The organism is Bacillus cereus group sp. BcHK124 (assembly GCF_027712065.1).
In the GTDB taxonomy this organism is placed as follows: Bacteria; Bacillota; Bacilli; order Bacillales; family Bacillaceae_G; genus Bacillus_A; species Bacillus_A pacificus.
Genome location: NZ_JAQFPJ010000002.1, coordinates 12472 through 34237, shown reverse-complemented (window position 1 = coordinate 34237; position 21766 = coordinate 12472). Strand labels below are relative to the sequence as shown.

Below are 21766 nucleotides of genomic sequence, written 5' to 3'. Positions count from 1 at the left end.
CTGTCTTTCACTTTTTATACGATTTTGGCTAAAAAGCATCTTTTGGACAGCCTCTTTATTTGTTATTCAAAATTAGATAATTCACCTATGAGTTATCTGTAGAAGGCGGCGTATTTTCCAAACGATTATAAGCTTTAAAAGCCGAAATTGCCGAGATAACACCACCTACTAAAAATAAAGCCGATCCACCGACCAAAATGATACGACTGACATATGTTTCGCGCGCTTCTTCAACTTCTTCTTGTAACATTGTAGGCATTTGAATTCCCCCTAAATAACATTTATTTTGTAGATAGTATATACAAACGCCTAAAATATGTTAAAATCACTGGATAGTGTTATGAGGGAGTATATAGTTAGATGTGAATTATTTGAAAAATCTTCATTATAAATTTATGCTAACTTCACATAGAGCACATATTAACATTGTATTATGTATATGTACCAAATAAATAAAGTGAATTGTATTTCGTTCTGTTTTTAAAAATTTAAAATTCTATTATTTTTATATAAAGGTTTCACATCGGAGTTTTAAATATTTTGGAAATAGATCTAAATAAAAGGAATTCATATAAAAGGGGAATGTCTTATGACAACATATACGAGTGAAATGAGAAAAAGTTTAGTTTCAGAAGAAGATGTAGATATTTTAAAAATTATGGCGCATCCAATCCGACTGCAAATTGTAAATGAATTAAGTACAAGAAAAACTTGTAATGTAACACAATTAACAGAATTACTAAATATTCCACAATCTACTGTTTCACAACATTTATCAAAAATGAAGGGTAAAGTGTTACGAGCAGAGAGAAGAGGTTTAGAAATTTATTATCATATTAACAATTTAAAAGCGAGTAAGATTGTAAGTGTTTTAGGATATATAAACTAATGAAGTATTTTCATATAAAATAGCCGCTGCTGATGAGCAGGGGCTATTTTGTGTTGTTTTATCCCGCGTTAACGGACAGTAAAACTCCCATCTCAAAATTCAGTTGGAGCAAAGAAGTTAGATGGGAGTCGGGCTGTCCGTAAACGTCCGATTGGTTCAACTAATAATCAGTGGGGGATGAACAAAACCCCCACTGATTAAAGTTTCACTTTATGTATTCGTATTTAATATTTTATAGTTTTTATGATTTACAATTGTTCGTTCAAATTCAAAAGTACCACCGCTTACATTTGTAATTTCAACTAAGACCGATTCAGTATAAAGTTTTAGTACAGATCCTGTAATCTTTAAATTGTTTCGTTGAAAAAGTATAGTATCCCCTACGTTTGCTTTCATAGTACCTCCTCATTAAAGACAGAAATATTTTTTATTATATATATTAAACCACGTATAAGTATATTAGTGAATATTTAGTTTTATTTATCAAAAAAATATTTGTTGTCTATGTGTGCAGAATGAAAAGAAGTTTTAACAAAACGTATTAAAAATGCTTTCATTATGATGGAATTTGTAGAGCCGATTGTTACATTTGAAGAAACAATGATAAACGTATAAAGAAAGTCAGGATTATGAATTGACCTAATAAAACCGTCTCTTTAATGAACATTAAAGAGACGGTTTTATTAGGTCATTTTTTAGAAAGGGTTCAAAAACAAATGTGAATCAAACTTATACAAACCAGTTTAAATAACTGTTACGTATTTAATAAGTAGTTTTTTGTATTTCATCCTTCGTTTTCTGTAACTGATTCCATGTTTTTGACGCTCTGTCTTGTAAGTGCTTACATAACTGAAAACATCTTATACAATGAAGGTGTTAAATCAAAAGAGGTGACCAAAATGAATATAAAAAAACAAGACTTAGCGAAAAGCATTGAAATAGAAAGAGGAGGCGGAAAGGTATGAAAAAATCAGCTGTTAATCCATGGCTTGTTGTCCTTGGTACAGTCATAGTTCAAATGGGACTTGGAACGATATATACATGGAGTTTATTCAATCAGCCTTTAGTTAGTAAATACGGTTGGAGTCTTAACGCGGTTGCGATAACTTTCTCAATTACTAGTCTTTCCTTAGCATTTTCAACTTTATTTGCAAGTAAATTACAAGAAAAATGGGGACTTCGTAAACTTATTATGATAGCTGGACTAGCATTAGGACTAGGATTAGTACTTAGTTCACAAGCTTCTTCGTTAATATTGCTTTATGTACTAGCAGGAGTTGTTGTAGGTTACGCAGATGGTACAGCTTATATTACTTCACTATCTAATTTAATTAAGTGGTTCCCTGAACGTAAAGGTTTAATCTCTGGTATATCTGTAGCTGCATATGGTACAGGTAGCTTGATTTTCAAATATATAAATGCAAAGTTAATTGATTCAGTTGGTGTATCGCAAGCGTTTATATATTGGGGTTTAATTGTTACAGCTATGATTGTCCTTGGAGCTTGTTTAATCCATCAAGCTGCTGATCAAGGTGCAGTTCAGGAAACAAACACTCATGAATATACAATGAAAGAAATGTTAGGCACAAAACAAGTATACTTATTATTCATCATGTTATTTACATCATGTATGAGTGGCTTATACTTAATTGGTATGGTAAAAGACATTGGTGTTCAACTTGTAGGGCTTAGCGCAGCGACAGCAGCTAATGCGGTGGCTATGGTTGCAATATTTAACACATTAGGTCGTATTATTCTAGGACCGTTATCAGATAAAATCGGCCGCTTAAAAATCGTTACGGGTACTTTTGTGGTTATGGCGAGTTCGGTATTAGTTCTAAGTTTCGTAGATTTGAATTACGGTATCTACTTCGTATGTGTAGCAAGTGTAGCGTTTTGCTTTGGTGGAAATATCACGATTTTCCCAGCTATTGTTGGTGATTTCTACGGTATGAAAAATCATAGTAAGAACTACGGAATTGTGTATCAAGGATTTGGATTTGGAGCGCTTGCAGGTTCCTTTATCGGTGCACTTCTAGGTGGATTCAAACCAACCTTTATGGTGATCGGTGTATTATGTGTCGTGTCATTCATTATCGCAATTTTAATTCAAGCACCTAAACAGAAAAAAGAACAAGAAGAAGAGTATCGCAGTGTAGCATAAGTATATAAATCTTCTATAACACTATAGTTACGAAAAAGCATCCTGTTAAATAGGGTGCTTTTTTTGAGTTATTTTAACAAGGTTAAATTATTTTTTATTTTTTTTGATATAAAAGTGAGTGAAATGTCCATTTGGATTATATTGGAATATAATAAATCGATACATCATATTCGAAATATGTATTAAATCTTAAATAATAAAGAAAATATGCATTGATGTTTGCAAGATATATTTTCAGAAAAATATTGAGAAAATAAATGCTCGATTTTTTGTTAAGGCTTTGTAACTGAAGGGATCTCCAGTTTATCATCTTCAATTTTTACAAAGAGGAGTAAGAATTAAAGTATTAATGTAAGTATTTATTAATACTTTTAGATGTAATTGTATTGAAAAGCACTAAAGTTTTTATCTGAAAAATAAAAATAGGTTGACAAGTTTATTGAGAAAGATTATCATTTCGGTGTAAGAACGTTAAATGAAAAACATTATCAATGAATAATATTTTAATGAAAAGTACACTTGACCAATTAGTTTAGTAAGTGTATTATTTTTTATAATGATAATGATAATCATTATCATTGTTTGTTTAATTAGATTGATTTTTAAATGAAAGGATAGAGGAAATGAACTTAGGGGAATTTGATGGGAAAACTGTTTTAGTAACAGGTGCAGCTCAAGGTATAGGTAGTGTTGTTGCCAAAATGTTTTTAGAAAGAGGAGCTACAGTTATTGCGGTTGATCAAAATGAAGAGGGATTAAACGAACTCTTAAATGAAATACATTTGAAAACGTTTTGCTTAGATGTGAGTGATAGTACCGCAGTTGAACAGATGGTAAATGATATTGAAAATGAAATAGCGCCAATAGATATATTAGTAAATGTTGCAGGGGTTTTACGTATGGGAGCGATTCACTCGTTAAGTGATGAAGATTGGAATAAAACGTTTTCTGTAAATTCTACAGGAGTTTTCTATATGTCCCGAGCAGTAAGTAAACATATGATGCAAAGAAAGTCAGGGGCAATTGTTACAGTTGGTTCAAATGCAGCAAATACGCCGAGAATGGAGATGGCTGCATATGCTGCATCAAAGGCTGCTACGACGATGTTTATGAAATGTTTAGGATTAGAACTTGCAGCGTACAACATTCGCTGTAACGTAGTTTCTCCAGGTTCTACTGAAACTGAAATGCAAAGGCTACTATGGGCTGATGAGAATGGAGAAAAAAATATAATTGCTGGTTCTCAAAGTACATATAGACTCGGTATACCGTTACAAAAAATTGCACAGCCTTCAGAAATTGCTGAAGCAGTATTGTTTTTAGCTTCAGATAAAGCTAGTCATATTACAATGCATAATTTAAGTGTTGATGGCGGAGCTACATTAGGCGTTTAATAAAAAATTCAGGGGGTTACTATACAATGAAGGAATTTACGGCTGTAAAGGAACTGTCAGAAAAATTACTAGAAGATTATAAGACTGAATCTTCATTCTTTTTCGCTTCACCAACTCGAACGATATTAGCAGAAGGAGAGTTTACTACAGTAAAGCATCATGAAATTGAAAGTTTCCCAGAGCTTGTACAAGCAGTATTATGTAATGCAAAACAAGCCGGAAATCCGAATCCTATCGTTGTCGGTGCTTTGCCATTTGATCGTAGAAAAGAAGTCCAACTTATCGTACCAGAATATAGTAGGACTTCTGAGCGATTACAATTGGATACAACAAATCAGCTTGAAATAAATGAGAACTTAACATTCGAAATGACGCCTGTACCAGCGCCGGAAGTGTATATGAATGGTGTGAAGCAAGGAATTGCAAAAATAAAGGGCGGGGATTTAAAAAAAATCGTTCTATCCAGATCGTTAGATGTTAATTCTTCCGAAAAGATTGATAAGCAAAAACTTCTTCGAGAATTAGCAGCGCATAATAAGCACGGATATACATTTGCTGTGAATTTATCGAAAGATGAAAATGAGAATAGTAAGACGTTAATTGGAGCGAGCCCTGAATTACTCGTCTCACGTAATGGTATGCAAGTTATTTCTAATCCGTTAGCTGGTTCAAGGCCACGTAGTGAGGATTCAGTTGAAGATAAGAGAAGAGCAGAGGAATTACTTTCTTCTCCAAAAGATTTACATGAACATGCGGTAGTAGTAGAAGCAGTTGCTGCAGCGCTTCGTCCGTACTGTCATACATTACATGTTCCGGAAAAGCCATCCGTTATTCATAGTGAAGCGATGTGGCATTTATCTACTGAAGTGAAAGGTGAATTAAAGGATCCGAATACTACTTCTTTGGAATTAGCAATTGCTCTTCATCCGACGCCAGCAGTTTGCGGCACACCGATGGAAGAATCGAGAGAGGCGATTCAAAAAATTGAGCCATTTGACCGTGAATTCTTTACAGGAATGCTAGGGTGGAGTGATTTAAATGGAGACGGTGAATGGATTGTTACAATTCGTTGTGCTGAAGTACAAGAAAATACACTCCGTTTATATGCAGGAGCGGGCGTTGTTGCTGAGTCAAAACCAGAAGATGAATTAGCAGAAACATCAGCTAAGTTCCAAACAATGTTGAAAGCTTTAGGATTAAATGATAGTTCACTTAATGAAAAGTAGGGGGCAGAAAGAATGCTAACAGGTTATACAAAATGGCCAAAAGAATTTGCTGATCGTTATCGAGAGGAAGGGTGTTGGCTTGGGGAAACATTTGGCGTGATGTTAAGAGAGCGAGCTGAAAAATATGGCGATCAAATTGCAGTTGTAAGTGGTAATACGCATATTACGTATAGTGAGTTTGATAAAAAAGTAGATCGATTAGCTTCAGGGCTACTGAATTTAGGAATAAAGCAAGAGGATCGAGTTGTAATCCAGCTACCTAACGTTATTGAGTTTTTCGAAGTATGTTTTGCGCTATTTCGAATTGGGGCACTTCCTGTTTTTGCATTACCTTCACATCGAAGCAGTGAAATTAGTTATTTTTGTGAGTTTGGTGAGGCGAGTGCTTACGTTATTTCAGATAAAGCTCTCGGTTTTGATTATCGAAAACTAGCAAGAGAAGTGAAAGAGAAAGTGCCAACTTTACAACATGTAATTGTAGTGGGAGAAGAAGAAGAATTTGTGAACATAAGTGATTTATATATAGATCCCGTTCCATTACCAGAAGTTCAGCCAAGTGATGTTGCGTTTCTCCAATTATCAGGGGGGACAACAGGACTTTCTAAATTAATTCCTCGAACGCATGATGATTATATTTATAGTTTACGTGTTAGCGCTGAAATTTGTAATTTAAGTGCAAAGAGTGTCTATATGGCCGTTCTTCCAGTAGCACATAATTACCCGATGAGCTCTCCTGGAACATTTGGAACTTTCTATGCGGGTGGAAAAGTAGTGCTGGCAACTGGAGGTAGTCCAGATGAGGCATTTGCACTTATTGAAAAAGAAAAAGTTACGATTACTGCTCTCGTACCGCCATTAGCAATGATATGGCTTGATGCTGCATCTTCACGTAATAACGATTTATCGAGTCTAGAAGTGATTCAAGTAGGTGGCGCGAAATTTAGTGCTGAAGTTGCAAAACGTATACGCCCTACATTTGGATGTACATTACAGCAAGTATTCGGTATGGCGGAAGGATTAGTGAACTATACAAGATTAGATGATCCTGAAGAAATTATTATTCATACACAAGGTAGACCAATGTCTGCACTCGATGAAGTACGAGTTGTTGATGAAAATGACAACGATGTAAAACCTGGCGAAGTAGGTAGTTTATTAACAAGAGGGCCATATACAATTCGTGGTTATTATAAAGCAGAAGAGCATAATGCACAATCGTTTACAAAGGATGGATTTTATCGCACAGGAGATCTTGTGAAAGTAAATGAACAAGGTTACATCATTGTAGAAGGAAGAGATAAAGATCAAATTAATCGTGGTGGTGAGAAAGTTGCCGCGGAAGAAGTTGAAAATCATCTATTAGCACATGATGCAGTACATGATGTAGCGATTGTATCTATGCCTGACGATTATTTAGGAGAACGTACTTGTGCATTTGTTATAGCTCGCGGACAAGCTCCGGCAGTAAGTGAATTAAAAATGTTTTTAAGAGAACGCGGTATAGCAGCTTATAAGATTCCAGATCGAATTGAATTTATTGAATCATTCCCGCAAACAGGCGTTGGAAAGATAAGCAAAAAAGAATTACGTAAAGTCATTGCTGAAAAACTTATTACAGTAAAACAATAATAAAAACAGGAAGGAAGTGATTAGATGGCTATCCCATCTATTTCAGTATATAAAATGCCAATTGAATCAGAACTACCAAAAAATAAAGTGAATTGGACACCAGATCCGAAACGTGCAGTACTTTTAATTCATGACATGCAAGAATATTTTCTTGATGCATATAGCGATAAAGAATCACCGAAAGTAGAACTTATTTCAAATATTAAAATGATAAGAGAAAAATGTAAGGAACTTGGTATACCAGTTGTTTATACAGCGCAACCTGGTGGGCAAACGTTAGAACAACGAGGTTTATTACAAGACTTTTGGGGTGACGGTATTCCTGCTGGACCAGATAAAAAGAAAATTGTTGATGAACTTACTCCTGATGAGGATGATATATTCCTAACAAAATGGAGATATAGTGCATTTAAAAAGACAAATCTATTAGAAATTTTACATGAACAAGGAAGAGATCAACTCATTATTTGCGGTATTTATGCGCATATTGGCTGCCTTTTAACAGCTTGTGAAGCATTTATGGATGGTATTCAGCCGTTCTTTGTAGCAGATGCAGTTGCTGATTTTTCACTAGAGCATCATAAACAAGCATTGGAGTATGCATCTAATAGATGTGCAGTAACGACATCAACAAGCCTACTGTTAAACGATTTACAAAGTGTCAAAGGTGATGAGAGTGAAGGGATCACTATACAGGAAGTGCATGAATTAGTTGCACAACTACTTCGTGAGCCAGTAGAGAGTATTGATATTGATGAGGACTTATTAAATAGAGGGCTTGATTCGGTCAGAATTATGAGTTTAGTAGAGAAGTGGCGTCGTGAAGGGAAAGAAATCACTTTTGCAGATTTAGCAGAACGTCCAACTGTTGCGGGTTGGTACAGTTTACTATCTTCACAAACAGCACAGGTGCTGTAACAAATAGACTACATAATAAAGGGGTAGTAAAGAATGCCTAACAGTCAAAAGATTCGTCATTCGTTATCATCTGCGCAGTCTGGCATGTGGTTTGCGCAACAATTAGATCCACTTAATCCGATTTATAATACTGGGGAATATGTAGAAATAAACGGAAATATGAATCAAGAAATTTTCGAATTAGCAGTACGTAAAGTTGTAATGGAAGCTGAGGCACTTCATGTTCGTTTCGAAGAAGATGAAATTGGCCCATGGCAAGTTATTGAAGAATCACAGTTTCATATGCATTTTATTGACGTTCGTAAAGAAGAAAATCCTGAAGAGGCTGCTAAAGCATGGATGAAAAATGATTTATCTATGCCATTCGATTTGAAAAAAGATACTTTATTTATTGAAGCGCTTATTCAAGTTGAAAATAATCGTTTCTTTTGGTATCAGCGCATCCATCACATTGTGATGGATGGCTATGGATTTTCACTTCTTAGCCAAAAGGTAGCGAATGAGTATACATCACTTATAGAAGAAACAAACAAGAATGAAAAGACATTTGGCTCTCTTGCAAAAGTTGTGCAAGAAGATATGGAGTATCGTGAGTCTAAACAATTTCAGGAAGATCGTGCTTTTTGGTTAGAAAAATTTGCGGATGAACCAGAAGTTGTAAGTTTGGCAGAACGAGCACCGAGAACATCAAATGGATTTTTACGCGAAACAGCTTGTTTATCTAGTTCTAGTACAAAAACTTTACTAGAAGATATCAATATTTCGTTAACAAGTTGGCCGGAATTCATTGTCGCTGTAACAAGTATTTATATGCATAAATTAACAGGTGAAAATGATATTGTTTTAGGTTTACCGATGATGGGGCGTCTAGGTTCTGCATCTATTCATACACCTAGTATGGTAATGAATTTAGTACCACTTCGTCTTACTGTAACTCCAAATATAACTCTCGTAGAATTATTACAGCAAGTTTCTAAAGAAATCCAAGATGTACGTCGCCATCATAAATACCGTCATGAGGAATTAAGAAGAGACTTAAAGTTATTAGGTGAAAATCAAAGATTATTTGGACCGTTAGTGAATGTTATGCCTTTTGATTACGGGCTTAACTTTGGTGGGAACCGTGGTATTACGCATAACTTATCAGCAGGACCTGTGGATGATTTATCGATAAATGTATATAAACGTTTTGATCAAAATGAGCTAATGATTCATTTTGATGCGAATCCGGAAGTATATAATGGTGCGGAGCTAGCATTGCATAAAGAAAGATTTATGCAATTATTAGAATTAATGATAAATGCTTATCAAAAAGACGAGTCGATTGGAAAGATAAATATTACTCTTCCTGAAGAAAATCATAAAGTTTTATTGGAATGGAATGAAACGAAGGAAGACGATGAGTTAATCAGTCTACCTATATCATTTGAAAAACAAGTGCAAAAAACTCCAAATAAACTAGCGATTACTTGTGACGGTGTAAACTTTACGTATAAAGAGCTAAATGAACGAGCGAATGAACTAGCACATTATTTAGTAGAAGAAGGAATACGACCAAATCAGCTTGTAGCTTTAGTATTTCCAAGATTAACGGAAATAGTGGTTAGTATGCTAGCAGTTTTAAAGGCTGGTGCAGCGTATTTACCAATAGATCCAGAATATCCAGCTGAGCGAATAAATTATATAGTAAATGATGCAAAACCAGTTTGTATCATAACACATTCATCTGTTTCATCTAAGTTAGTTATAAAAAATGATATAAAAAAAATTGTATTAGATGATGAAGAAACGAAACTAGCATTACATACATCTTCTCGTATGAATATAGCATGTAAGAATGATGTATCACTTTTAAACTCAGCCTATACAATATATACTTCAGGCTCAACAGGAAACCCAAAAGGTGTAATTGTTCCTATGAGAGGTTTAAGTAACTTTTTAATGGCTATGCAACAAAAGTTTTCGTTACATGAACATGATCATTTATTAGCAGTTACAACATTTGCGTTTGATATTTCTGCTCTAGAAATTTATTTACCTCTTATTAGTGGTGCGAGTTTAACAATTGCGCAAAAGGAAGACATACAAGAGCCTTCTGCATTAACGACACTTTTACATGAAGAAAGAGTGACCATTATGCAGGCTACACCGACGCTTTGGCAGGCGTTAGTAACTGATTATCCAGAGAAGTTACAAGGGCTAAATATACTTGTTGGTGGTGAAGCTCTTCCAGGGCATTTAGCAAATAAATTAAGAGAATTAGGCTGCTCAATAACTAATTTATATGGACCAACTGAAACGACGATTTGGTCTACCTTCATGAACATTGATGAAAGTGAAAAGGGGATACCTCCTATCGGAAAGCCAATTTGCAATACAGAAGTGTATGTATTGGATGCAGGGTTACAACCAGTTCCACCTGGAGTTATTGGTGAATTATATATTGCAGGGGAAGGACTTGCAAGCGGATATTTAGGAAAACCAGAGTTAACAGCTGAACGGTTTGTTGCAAATCCTTATGGAAAACCAGGGCAGCGCATGTACCGTACAGGTGATCTAGTAAAATGGCGCAGTGATGGTGTTTTAGAGTACATGAACCGCGCAGATTATCAAATTAAAATTCGTGGTTTCCGAATTGAATTAGCTGAAATCGAAATGGTAATACAACGACATGAAAATGTTAAGGAAGCATTGGTTATGGTACGAGAAGATCGTCCCAATGATAAACGAATCATTGCGTATATTGTTGCCAAAGATAAGGAAATGATTAACCTTGCAGAAATTCGTTCTTATGTTTCAGAAAGTTTAGCGAATTATATGGTGCCATCAGCATTTGTATTGCTAGAAGAATTACCATTAACGCCAAATGGTAAGGTTGACAGAAAGAAATTACCTGCTCCTGATTTTAATGGAATGAACAATGAGAGGGTTGCTAGAAATCCGAAAGAAGAAATATTATGTCATTTATTTGCAGAAGTACTTAGTGTTTCTCGCATTAGCATTGATGATAATTTCTTTGAAATGGGTGGACATTCGCTTCTTGCATCGCGTTTAATGGCAAGAATTCGTGAAATGTTAAGTGTCGAATTAGGAATTGGAAAACTATTTGAATCGCCAACTGTTGCTGAATTAGCGAAACAATTGGATCAAGCGAAAACTGCAAGACCAGCGATTAAGAAAGTAAGAAGACCAAATGAAGTTCCACTTTCATTTGCACAACGTAGATTATGGTTCTTGAATTGTTTAGAAGGTCCAAGCCCTACTTATAATATTCCGTTAGTTATACGTTTGTCTGGAAAGTTGAACGAGGAAGCATTGCAAGGTGCCTTTAATGATGTAGTCGAGAAACATGAAACACTTAGAACAATTTTCCCTAACGTATTAGGTAGTTCCTACCAGGAAATTTTACATATGGAAAATTTAAATCTAGAAATGATTAAAACAAAAACATGTAAAGGTGAATTAGAAAGTGCACTTGCGGAAGCGGTAAGATATAGCTTTAACCTCGATGTTGAACCAGCAGTTCGTTTGCAACTTTTTACAGTGAGTGAAAACGAACATGTAATATTAATTCTATTACACCATATTGTAGGGGATGGCTGGTCATTACAACCGTTAACGAGAGATTTTACAGCGGCGTATAAAGCGCGATGTCAAGGTAACAAAGTACAGCTAGAGACACTTCCGGTTCAATACGCAGATTATGCACTTTGGCAACAACAATTGTTAGGGGATGAAACTACACAAGAAAGTCTCATTTCAACACAATTAGATTTTTGGAAGAAAGAGTTAAAGGGATTACCAGATCAATTGGAGTTGCCTACAGATTATCAGCGTCCAATGGAAACGAGTTACAGAGGAGAAACCATTCATTTTCATATAGATGCAGGTATGCATAGTAGGTTAGTAGAGCTCGCACGGAAAAACGGAGTTAGTTTGTTTATGGTATTGCAAGCAGGACTAAGTGCGCTATTTACAAGATTAGGTGCAGGTACTGATATACCAATTGGAAGTCCGATTGCTGGAAGAAATGATGATGTACTTTCAGATATTGTTGGTTTATTTGTAAATACGTTAGTGTTACGTACAAATACTTCAGGAGATCCAAGTTTTAAAGAATTATTGAATAGAGTGAAGGAGGCAAATCTTGCAGCTTATGAAAATCAAGATGTTCCATTTGAACGACTCGTTGAAGTGTTAAACCCGGTGCGTACTCGAAATAGTCATCCGCTATTTCAAGTTATGTTAGCTTTCCAAAATACGCCAGAAGCAATCTTTGATGTCCCGGATATAGAAGCGAGCCTTGAAATTCAAAGTGTTGGCTCTGCGAAGTTTGATTTAACATTTGAAATTAGTGAGAGTAACGGGGTTGATGGTACTCCGAACGGTTTACATGGATTACTAGAGTTTAGTACCGATTTATATAAACGTGAAACGGTTCAAAAACTAATAGAACGATTCATTTTGTTATTAGATGATGCGGCGACAAATCCGGATCAATCCATTGGCAGATTAGAAATATTAACTTTAGCAGAGAAAAATACAGTGTTAGAAAAGTGGAATGGTGGTTTTCAAATTGTACCAGAAATGACAGTATCACAATTATTTGAAAAACAGGTTCATATAAATCCAAATGCTATTGCTGTCGTCTTTGAAAATAAGAAATTAACTTATGAAGAGTTAAATAGAAAAGCAAATAAAATAGCTCGATTCCTAATAGCAAAAGGAATTGGTCCTGATCAACTCGTTGCTTTAGCGATGCCAAGATCATTAAACATGGTTGTAAGTTTATTAGCTGTTCTTAAAGCTGGTGCTGGATACCTTCCGTTAGATCCAGATTACCCAGCAGACCGTATTTCATTTATGCTACACGATGCGAAACCATCATGTGTTTTAACGAATTCAGAAGTGGAAATTGAATGTAATGAGGCACTAAAAGTTTTAGTTGATAATGTAAAAGTAATAGAAGAAATTGAGAAACATAGTGAAGACAATATTGATGAAATGGAGCGCGTGAAGCCATTAACTCCATCACATATTGCTTACGTTATTTATACATCAGGTTCAACAGGTAGACCGAAAGGTGTTATGATACCTTATCAAAATGTAGTAAGACTTTTAGGAGCAACTGATCATTGGTTCCAGTTTGATGGAAACGATGTGTGGACGATGTTCCATTCATATGCTTTTGATTTCTCGGTTTGGGAAATTTGGGGACCTTTATTATACGGAGGGCGTTTAGTTGTAGTTCCACATACTGTAAGTCGCTCGCCGAAAGAATTTTTACAACTTCTTGTTAAAGAAAAGGTAACTGTTTTAAACCAAACTCCATCAGCGTTCTATCAATTGATGCAAGCAGATCGTGAAAATGAAGAGATTGGCCAAAAATTATCTTTACGATATGTTGTTTTTGGAGGTGAGGCACTTGAGCTAAGTCGATTAGAAGATTGGTATAGTCGACATCCTCATGACGCACCGAAGCTTATTAATATGTACGGTATTACTGAGACGACAGTACATGTTAGTTATATTGAGTTAGACGAAACAATCGTTTCTTTACGAGCAAACAGTTTAATTGGGTGCAGTATACCTGACCTTAAAATATACGTATTAGATCATTATTTACAACCAGTGCCACCTGGAGTAGTGGGAGAAATGTATGTTGCAGGTGCAGGGCTTGCTCGTGGATATTTAGGAAGGGCAGGTTTAACTGCAGAACGTTTTATTGCAGATCCATTTGGCAAGCTAGGTACAAGAATGTATCGTACTGGAGACTTAGCTCGTTGGCGTCATGATGGGACGCTCGATTATATAGGACGTGCAGATCATCAAATAAAAATTCGCGGATTCCGAATTGAATTAGGAGAAATAGAAGCGGTCATAATGAAACACCCTACAGTTGAGCAAGTAGCAGTTATTGTACGGGAAGATCAACCAGGGGATAAACGATTAGTTTCTTATATCGTCGCATCAAATAATGAAGCGATTGATACGAATGAAATGCGTCTGTTTGCTAGTGGTAGTCTACCAGATTATATGGTTCCATATGCTTTTGTAGTAGTAAATGAGTTGCCTTTAACTCCAAACGGTAAATTAGATAGAAAGGCATTGCCAGTTCCAGAATTTATCGCATCATCTTCTAGTCGTGGACCAAGAACACCGCAAGAAGAACTGTTATGTGACTTGTTTACAGAAGTGCTAAGTGTACCTCAAATTGGAATTGATGACGGATTCTTTGATTTAGGTGGTCATTCACTCCTTGCAGTGCAGCTTATGAGCCGTATTAAAGAAGCGCTTGGGATCGAATTAAATATCGGAACTTTATTTGCAGCACCTACTGTTGCAGGCCTTGCTGAAAGACTTGAAGTGGGAAATGGACAAAGTGCACTCGATGTGTTGCTTCCGTTACGAGCAAGCGGAAACCAATTGCCACTATTTTGTGTACACCCAGCAGGTGGATTAAGTTGGTGCTATGCAGGACTTATGAAATCTTTAGGAACAGATTATCCAATCTACGGCGTGCAAGCACGTGGTATCGCTAAAAATGAAGAACTTCCAAGAAGTTTAGAGGAAATGGCAGCAGATTATTTAAAACACGTTCGTGAAGTACAGCCTCACGGACCATATCGTTTACTCGGTTGGTCGCTCGGAGGAAATGTTGTGCATGCAATGGCAGCGCAACTACAAAATGAAGGGGAAGAAGTAGAATTACTCGTTATGCTAGATTCTTATCCTGGTCACTTCCTACCGAATACGGAAGCGCCTACTGAAGAAGAAGCGTTAATCGCACTACTGGCTCTAGGTGGATATGATCCAGACAACATGGATGGCAAACCACTTACGATGGAAAGTGCGATTGAAATACTTCGTAAAGATGGAAGTGCATTAGCAAGTCTTGAAGAAGAGACCATTTTAAATTTGAAAGAAACATATGTAAATTCGGTAGGATTGTTAGGGAGATACGTACCGAAAGTTTATAACGGAGATATTTTATTCTTTAGATCTACTGTAATACCGGACTGGTTTGATCCTATCTCTCCAAATACATGGTTAAATTATTTAGACGGACAAATTGTGCAACATGATATTGATTGTAGACATAAAGATTTATGTCAACCAGGGCCACTTACGGAAATTGGACAAGTATTAGCGAAATATTTGCAGAATAAGAAAGGGGTAGGGAGAGTATGACGAATCCATTTGAAAATGATAATTACACATATAAAGTATTAATAAATGAGGAGGGCCAGTATTCTCTCTGGCCTGTCTTTCTTGATGTACCTATTGGGTGGAATGTCGTACATGAAGAAGCTAGCAGGCACGATTGCTTACAATATGTTGAGAATAACTGGAAAGATTTGAATCCAAAAAATAATCAAGCTGACGAAAAAATAATAGCAGGAAAACGATAATGAAAGAAAAAATAAATCCAAAAGTAGTGGTAAGTATCGTATATATAACAGCGATGTTTATGGCTGCTATGGATGCAACGATTGTAAATGTAGCACTACAAACGATAAGTAAGGAACTGCAAGTGCCACCATCTGCTATGGGGACAGTTAATGTTGGGTATTTAGTTAGCTTAGCTGTTTTCCTGCCGATTTCTGGTTGGCTAGGAGATCGATTCGGTACGAAAAGAGTATTTCTAACTGCTCTTTTCGTATTTACAACCGCATCTGCGTTATGTGGGATAGCGAACGATATTACTTCATTGAATATTTTTCGTATTATTCAAGGTGCTGGTGGGGGGCTTCTAACACCAGTTGGGATGGCGATGTTATTCCGAACATTTTCACCAGAGGAAAGGCCGAGAATTTCTCGGTTTATTGTGTTGCCAATTGCTGTCGCACCGGCAGTAGGACCAATTATTGGTGGCTTTTTTGTAGATCAAATGTCTTGGCGCTGGGCATTTTATATTAATTTACCATTTGGAATTATGGCGTTACTATTCGGTCTTCTATTTTTAAAAGAGCATATTGAAAGATCAGCTGGTCGCTTTGATTACCTCGGTTTTGTTTTTTCAGCACCAGGGTTTGCGATGCTAATCTATGCGCTCAGTCAAGGACCATCAAGAGGCTGGATTTCTACAGAGGTTATAAGTACTGGAATAGCTGGGATTGTATTTATTACACTGTTTATCATTGTAGAACTTAAAGTAAAGCAACCGATGCTAGATTTACGCTTATTCAAAGAACCAATCTTTAGAAAAATGAGTCTTATTTCATTGTTTTCTTCAGCTGGTTTACTAGGAATGTTATTTGTTTTTCCGCTTATGTATCAAAATGTAATAGGGGTATCCGCACTGGAATCAGGCCTTACTACATTCCCAGAGGCCATTGGATTAATGATATCGTCACAGATCGTACCATGGTCATATAAGAAATTAGGAGCTCGTAAGGTAATTTCTATAGGGTTAATTTGTACGGCAATTATCTTTATTTTATTAAGTTTTGTAAATCACGATACGAACCCTTGGCAAATACGGGTATTATTGTTTGGCATAGGTATTTTCTTAGGCCAATCAGTTGGAGCAGTTCAATTTTCTGCATTTAACAATATAACGCCGCCTTCTATGGGGAGAGCAACTACTATATTTAATGTGCAAAATCGATTAGGTTCAGCGATAGGAGTTGCTGTTTTAGCTAGTATACTAGCCGGTTTTGGAAATAGCAGTGTACAACATAATACTCATTCAGATTTATTGCCATATCAAGCAGCATTAATTGGATCAGCAATATTTTTACTCGTAGCATTACTATTTTCTTTACGTATTTCTGATAAAGAGGTAATGTCAAAAAAGAAGAAAAAACCGTTACCTGTATTACAAAAAGAGAAAGAAATTGTCAATGAATAAGTTTGGTAATATTATTTTGGAATAAATCTACATTGGGTATTTAGAAGGAGAGAGTTTACATGATAGAAAGTAAAGTTGTAGATTCTATACCAATTTTGAATGAGAATGATTGTCAAATATGGTGGGGAAGAATTTCGGATTTACAATCATGGCATTACAATTTACTAAATGATGTTGAACGAGAAAAAGCAAATTCATATCATCATTCGGCAGATCGTGCCCGTTTTATAATAGGCTGTGTAATTAGTAGATTAGTTCTAGGTAAAATGCTTTCTATGTCGCCAGTTCAAGTTCCAATTAATCGAATGTGCCCAGTATGTAAGCTACAACATGGTAGACCACAATTACCAGAGGGGATGCCGCAGTTATCGGTTTCACATTCGGGTGAGTGGGTTGTTGTTGCATTTACAAAGTCTGCACCTGTAGGCGTTGATGTTGAACAAATGAATCCAAATGTTGATGTTATGAAAATGGCAGAAGGCGTATTAACCGACATTGAAATAGCGCAAGTTATGAAATTACCTAATGAACAAAAAATAGAAGGTTTTTTAACATATTGGACTAGAAAGGAAGCTGTGCTCAAAGCGACAGGTGAAGGTCTAATGATTCCACCAGTGGATATTACTATATCAGCTCCAAATGATTCTCCAAACTTGTTAGTTTTTAAGGATAGACAAGAGTTAGTAGAAAATACAGTGATGAGAGATTTAAGGCCAAGTGTAGATTATATGGCTTCAATTGCAATATTTAGTAAAGAAGTCACCGAAATCATACAGCTGGATGCAGTAGCGCTTTTAAATTATAAATAAGTTTAATAAAATATTTTATAGAAGAGGTGTTCCTCATGCTAGTAGCGGAAAATAGAACAAATGAATTCACTTATAATGTACAAGCAATTAAAAATATTTTATTTTCTGGAGATACATCATCTATTCATGCTTTAGAAAAGTTATTGAATGATACAGTTCAGTTTGATGTTCTAGAACAAGAGGTGCTGGATAGACAGTATATCCCGAAAGAAGCAAAGAGTTTCTTTGATAAAAACGGAACATTTCTTTACCGTGTATCCAATATTAGTTATAAAGGAAAAGTATTATCTGAAAATCTCATTTTTGCGGATACCTCGTTTTTACCAAATACAATAAAGAGGGAGCTAGAGAGTGGAAACATTCCAGTTGAAAAACTTATAGAAAAGATGGAAGTAAGAAGGAACGTATTATATGAAGGATATCAGCCTTCTGGGAATATTATTGAATTGTTCGATGGATGCTCTGTTTCGGCGCATGTGTATCCAACAAGAAAATATCAAATTGTAAGTAACTGCAGATGCATATTTTATATTTGCGAGGTGTATCATGCAGAAAATATAAAGCAATTACTAAATTAAAACAAGAAACCAGCCTATAAAATGGCTGGTTTCTTGTTTATTTCACAGCTTCTTTTAACTCTTTACCTGCTTTAAATGCAGGAACTTTACCAGCAGCGATTTGAATTTCTTCGCCGGTTTGTGGATTACGTCCTGTACGAGCAGATCTTTCACGTACTTCAAAAGTTCCAAAGCCGATTAATTGAACTTTATCGCCAGACTGTAATGCAGTAGCAATTGTGTCAAATACAGATTGTACAGCTGCAGAAGCATCCTTTTGAGAAATATCAGCTGATTGTGCGACATTTTTAATTAATTCTGTTTTGTTCATGTTTTCACCTCATAAAAAAATTTTTTGGAATGAATGATTTAGTATAATAGATAGTAAAGATAAAGCTATTTATATTGTTAGAAAGAATGCTATATAGTTATGTTAATTTCGTTGCAAGAAACTGAATCCCTGCTAACAATTAGGGATTAATTAAGAATTGATGAATAGAAAACGCTGTAATATGAGGATGAGGGGGAGTATACGGATGATTTTTCGTGAAAAGGATGAGAAAGAAAGTATATTAATTCGTCAACATGATCATGGTTTTTTAGCTGGAGAGATTGCAAAGCATATAAAAGAAGATTTTTTTGAAGATGATACATATTTAAAAGAGACAATTGATGCAATATATGAGCATGATAGAGGATGGATAGAACTTGATAAAGTACCAATTTTGAATGATGCTAAAAATATCCCATATACATTTATGGATTGTCCAAGTTCATTACGCTTTGTCTTTTATACGATTGGTTTGAATGAAATTGAAGATTCCAATCCATACGGAGCATTACTTTGTAGTAAGCATTTTTTATCATTTCCATTAAATGAGGAAGATGAAGAGATGATGACATTTTATGCAGGTGAATTGAAACGACAAAAAAGAATATTGACAACGCTAACAAAAGAGCAATTTGTGATGTTCGATAAGCATTATAGATTATTAAAGTTTTGCGATGAACTTTCTTTATATGTCTGTATGAATAAACCAGGTGTAGAAAAGGAAGAGGAAATTGATTTGTTTAAAGATGGTTTTGAAGGAACAGAAATGTTTAATAGTAAAGAGGAGAAACCTATTCAAGCTGAATGGATAGATGAGGAAACTATTCGGATTACACCGTTTCCATTTCAAACGGAATTTCATACACATGTAAAATATAAAACTATAGATAAACGTGAAATTGAAGAAAAAGGAATTGTAAAGGCTGATAGAGAATCAGAAATGAAGAAACAAACTATTCGTTTCATACAATAAGGAGGCGATTTCGATTGAAAGAGTACATGTTAAAACAAGTGGATTACCATGCTTGGGCTAATCTACGATTATTCAATCGACTAAAAGAATTACCAAACTATGATACTATTTTTACTGAACAGATGCAGAGTGTATTTCCATCAATCAAGGATACGTTTGCCCATATTTATATTACAGATCAAGTGTGGTTACACATATTGCATGGTAAAAGTATGAATGAAGCAATACAAGGCCGAGAAGAATTACGAAAACAAATGGAAAACAAATCGTTACATGAATTAGAAAAAATGTTTGAAAACATGGCAAATCAATATAAAGACTTTTTAAGTACAATACAAGATGTGAATGCTGTATTTGTTATCGAGAATCCATATGTAGGAAAATTAGAAACTTCAATTTTAGAGTTAGTACAACATGTTGTAAATCATGGTACATATCATAGAGGAAATATAACAGCGATGATCCGTCAACTTGGTCATTCGTCGACAATGATGGATTTTGTTCTGTATTTACATATGGTTAAAAAGCAGGGAGAGTAATATAGTTTATAAGAAGGAGAGGGAGAGGCTTTAGTTGTGGAAGTCTCTCCTTCTATTTTAGTAGATCAACTGATTAAAGTTTTACTTTATTTCTTAAGAAGCTTTATTTTCTTGTAATTGCTTCGCATATTGTACAGCCTTATATGCATTGACTCTACCGTTTTTCCAGTACGTACCTGTACCACTAATTTTATCAGAAGTTGACTCAATAATTTGGCGAATTTGTGTATTGCTATATCCTTGATTTGCTAAAAGAGCAGCGACTCCTGCAACGTGAGGTGTTGCCATAGATGTACCACTTAATGATTGATACGTGCTTCCTTTATAAGTAGAATATATATTTGATCCTGGAGCTGCAACATCTACCCAGCTACCATAAGTAGAGAATGAAGATTTTTTATCTGATTGATCTGTAGAAGCGACTGAAATAACTTCGTTGTAATAAGCAGGGTAATTAGCTTTTGTGTTTCCAGCATTCCCAGCAGCTGCAACAATAACAGAGCCTTTATTCCAAGCATATTGTACAGCTTGTTGTAATGCAGTACCACCATTTGGAGCACCTAAACTTAAACTAATTACTTTTGCACCTGAATCTGCAGCTTCTCTAATACCTTGGGCAACAGCGTCAAGAGTACCACTTCCTTGACTGTCTAATACACGAACAGCATAAATCGATGCTTGTGGTGCAACACCAGCTATTCCGACGCCATTATTCGTAAGTGCCCCAGTAATTCCTGCACAGTGTGTACCGTGTCCATTGCCATCATCAGAGATATTGTCATTATCAACATAATCATGTCCGTAAATAACTTTAGAAGCTAAATCGGGATGTGATCCTTGAACTCCTGTATCAATAATAGCCACTTTTACACCAGAATCGCTTCTTTGACTATCCCAAGCTTGCGGGGCTTGAATTTTTTGTAATCCGTATTGATTATTAAAATAAGGATCGTTCGGAGTCCAAAATGCATGAACGTAATAGTTAGGCTCCGCATATTCTACATCTGGATTATTTTTATAACTTTTTATTTTTTCTTTTACAGTACCTTTTGAAAATTGAACGACTTCAAAACCTAACTTATCATCTTTAGATAAGACATTAGCTCCGACAGATTTATGAAAAGATTGCACATTACTTAAAGATGCATTTTGCTTGAACTTAACGATTAATTGGTTAGGAACGTAATCAGTAGATGATGTTTCAGCACTTGAAGTATTCGTGTTAAAGAAGAAACCACCAATAATAAATGATAAAACAGATAGGAAAACAATGATTTTGTTTTTCAAAAGATTTTTCCTCCCTTTTCTTGGATGAGTTTTTCAGCGACACTTTAATGTCGCATTCCTTTTCAACTATATAGTTAGACCATACGATTTATGACATTTATGTGAAAAACTTTTGGAGGAATAAAAAGGAGTAAACATTGATATAAATATATTTTTAATGATAGTAATAAAGTAAAAGAGGGGATGAAAAAAGGAA

Annotated in this window: 17 protein-coding genes; 13 read left to right on the top strand and 4 right to left on the bottom strand. The window is 35.4% G+C overall.

Features of this window, described 5'->3' with window-relative positions; translation table 11 throughout:
• Positions 1 to 85: 85 nt before the first annotated feature.
• A complete protein-coding gene (locus PDK19_RS05255; RefSeq protein WP_001142746.1) occupies positions 86 to 259 on the bottom strand; it encodes a hypothetical protein in 174 nt (57 codons plus the stop codon).
• A 330-nt stretch (positions 260 to 589) separates the two neighbouring features.
• Here PDK19_RS05255 and PDK19_RS05250 point away from each other — a divergent pair, with 330 nt between their 5' ends.
• Complete coding sequence (locus tag PDK19_RS05250; protein ID WP_000214798.1) at positions 590 to 889, top strand: ArsR/SmtB family transcription factor; 300 nt, start codon at positions 590 to 592, stop codon at positions 887 to 889.
• A gap of 210 nt (positions 890 to 1099) precedes the next feature.
• On the opposite strand, the gene PDK19_RS05245 is transcribed toward PDK19_RS05250, so the two are convergent.
• Positions 1100 to 1285 carry a YkvS family protein gene (locus tag PDK19_RS05245; RefSeq protein WP_000646794.1) on the bottom strand — a complete coding sequence of 62 codons (186 nt, stop codon included), beginning with the start codon at positions 1283 to 1285 and terminating at the stop codon, positions 1100 to 1102.
• Positions 1286 to 1850: 565 nt separating this feature from the next.
• On the opposite strand from PDK19_RS05245, the gene PDK19_RS05240 reads away from it, so the two are divergent.
• The 10 genes from PDK19_RS05240 (at position 1851) to PDK19_RS05195 (ending at position 18461) form a co-directional block, all read left to right on the top strand.
• Positions 1851 to 3053 carry an L-lactate MFS transporter gene (locus PDK19_RS05240; protein ID WP_049111588.1) on the top strand — a complete coding sequence of 401 codons (1203 nt, stop codon included), beginning with the start codon at positions 1851 to 1853 and terminating at the stop codon, positions 3051 to 3053.
• Positions 3054 to 3676: 623 nt separating this feature from the next.
• Positions 3677 to 4447 carry a 2,3-dihydro-2,3-dihydroxybenzoate dehydrogenase gene (dhbA, locus tag PDK19_RS05235; RefSeq protein WP_049111590.1) on the top strand — a complete coding sequence of 257 codons (771 nt, stop codon included), beginning with the start codon at positions 3677 to 3679 and terminating at the stop codon, positions 4445 to 4447.
• A 26-nt stretch (positions 4448 to 4473) separates the two neighbouring features.
• Positions 4474 to 5673, top strand: a complete 1200-nt coding sequence (dhbC, locus tag PDK19_RS05230; protein ID WP_073530897.1) for an isochorismate synthase DhbC — start codon at positions 4474 to 4476, stop codon at positions 5671 to 5673.
• Between the two features lie 12 nt (positions 5674 to 5685).
• Positions 5686 to 7302, top strand: a complete 1617-nt coding sequence (locus PDK19_RS05225) for a (2,3-dihydroxybenzoyl)adenylate synthase (protein ID WP_242296310.1) — start codon at positions 5686 to 5688, stop codon at positions 7300 to 7302.
• 24 nt (positions 7303 to 7326) lie between these two features.
• Positions 7327 to 8220, top strand: a complete 894-nt coding sequence (locus tag PDK19_RS05220; protein ID WP_001007250.1) for an isochorismatase — start codon at positions 7327 to 7329, stop codon at positions 8218 to 8220.
• Positions 8221 to 8253: 33 nt separating this feature from the next.
• Positions 8254 to 15411, top strand: coding sequence for a non-ribosomal peptide synthetase (locus PDK19_RS05215; protein ID WP_270706699.1), 7158 nt, complete (start codon positions 8254 to 8256; stop codon positions 15409 to 15411).
• Positions 15408 to 15632 carry an MbtH family protein gene (locus PDK19_RS05210; RefSeq protein ID WP_000184062.1) on the top strand — a complete coding sequence of 75 codons (225 nt, stop codon included), beginning with the start codon at positions 15408 to 15410 and terminating at the stop codon, positions 15630 to 15632. The genes PDK19_RS05215 and PDK19_RS05210 overlap by 4 nt, the downstream gene beginning before the upstream one ends.
• On the top strand, positions 15632 to 17074 hold the full coding sequence (locus PDK19_RS05205) for an MDR family MFS transporter (RefSeq protein WP_000659966.1): 1443 nt from the start codon (positions 15632 to 15634) through the stop codon (positions 17072 to 17074). Before PDK19_RS05210 ends, PDK19_RS05205 begins: the two co-directional genes overlap by 1 nt.
• 59 nt (positions 17075 to 17133) lie before the next feature.
• Positions 17134 to 17883 (top strand): 4'-phosphopantetheinyl transferase Sfp, encoded by a 750-nt coding sequence (sfp, locus tag PDK19_RS05200; RefSeq protein WP_000572994.1) that lies wholly within the window; start codon positions 17134 to 17136, stop codon positions 17881 to 17883.
• 35 nt (positions 17884 to 17918) lie between these two features.
• Positions 17919 to 18461: a hypothetical protein gene (locus PDK19_RS05195; protein ID WP_014893764.1), complete on the top strand. Its 543-nt coding sequence runs from the start codon at positions 17919 to 17921 to the stop codon at positions 18459 to 18461.
• A gap of 37 nt (positions 18462 to 18498) precedes the next feature.
• Here the strand turns inward: PDK19_RS05195 and PDK19_RS05190 are convergent, their stop codons facing one another.
• Positions 18499 to 18771: an HU family DNA-binding protein gene (locus PDK19_RS05190; protein ID WP_001043907.1), complete on the bottom strand. Its 273-nt coding sequence runs from the start codon at positions 18769 to 18771 to the stop codon at positions 18499 to 18501.
• A gap of 205 nt (positions 18772 to 18976) precedes the next feature.
• Here PDK19_RS05190 and PDK19_RS05185 point away from each other — a divergent pair, with 205 nt between their 5' ends.
• Together PDK19_RS05185 and PDK19_RS05180 are read left to right on the top strand one after the other, a co-directional pair.
• Positions 18977 to 19744: a DUF3891 family protein gene (locus PDK19_RS05185; RefSeq protein WP_014893763.1), complete on the top strand. Its 768-nt coding sequence runs from the start codon at positions 18977 to 18979 to the stop codon at positions 19742 to 19744.
• A 14-nt stretch (positions 19745 to 19758) separates the two neighbouring features.
• Complete coding sequence (locus PDK19_RS05180; protein WP_000666444.1) at positions 19759 to 20283, top strand: DinB family protein; 525 nt, start codon at positions 19759 to 19761, stop codon at positions 20281 to 20283.
• A gap of 93 nt (positions 20284 to 20376) precedes the next feature.
• On the opposite strand, the gene PDK19_RS05175 is transcribed toward PDK19_RS05180, so the two are convergent.
• Entirely contained in the window at positions 20377 to 21570 is a 1194-nt protein-coding gene (locus PDK19_RS05175) for a S8 family peptidase (protein ID WP_000790939.1), read from the bottom strand.
• Positions 21571 to 21766: the final 196 nt, after the last annotated feature.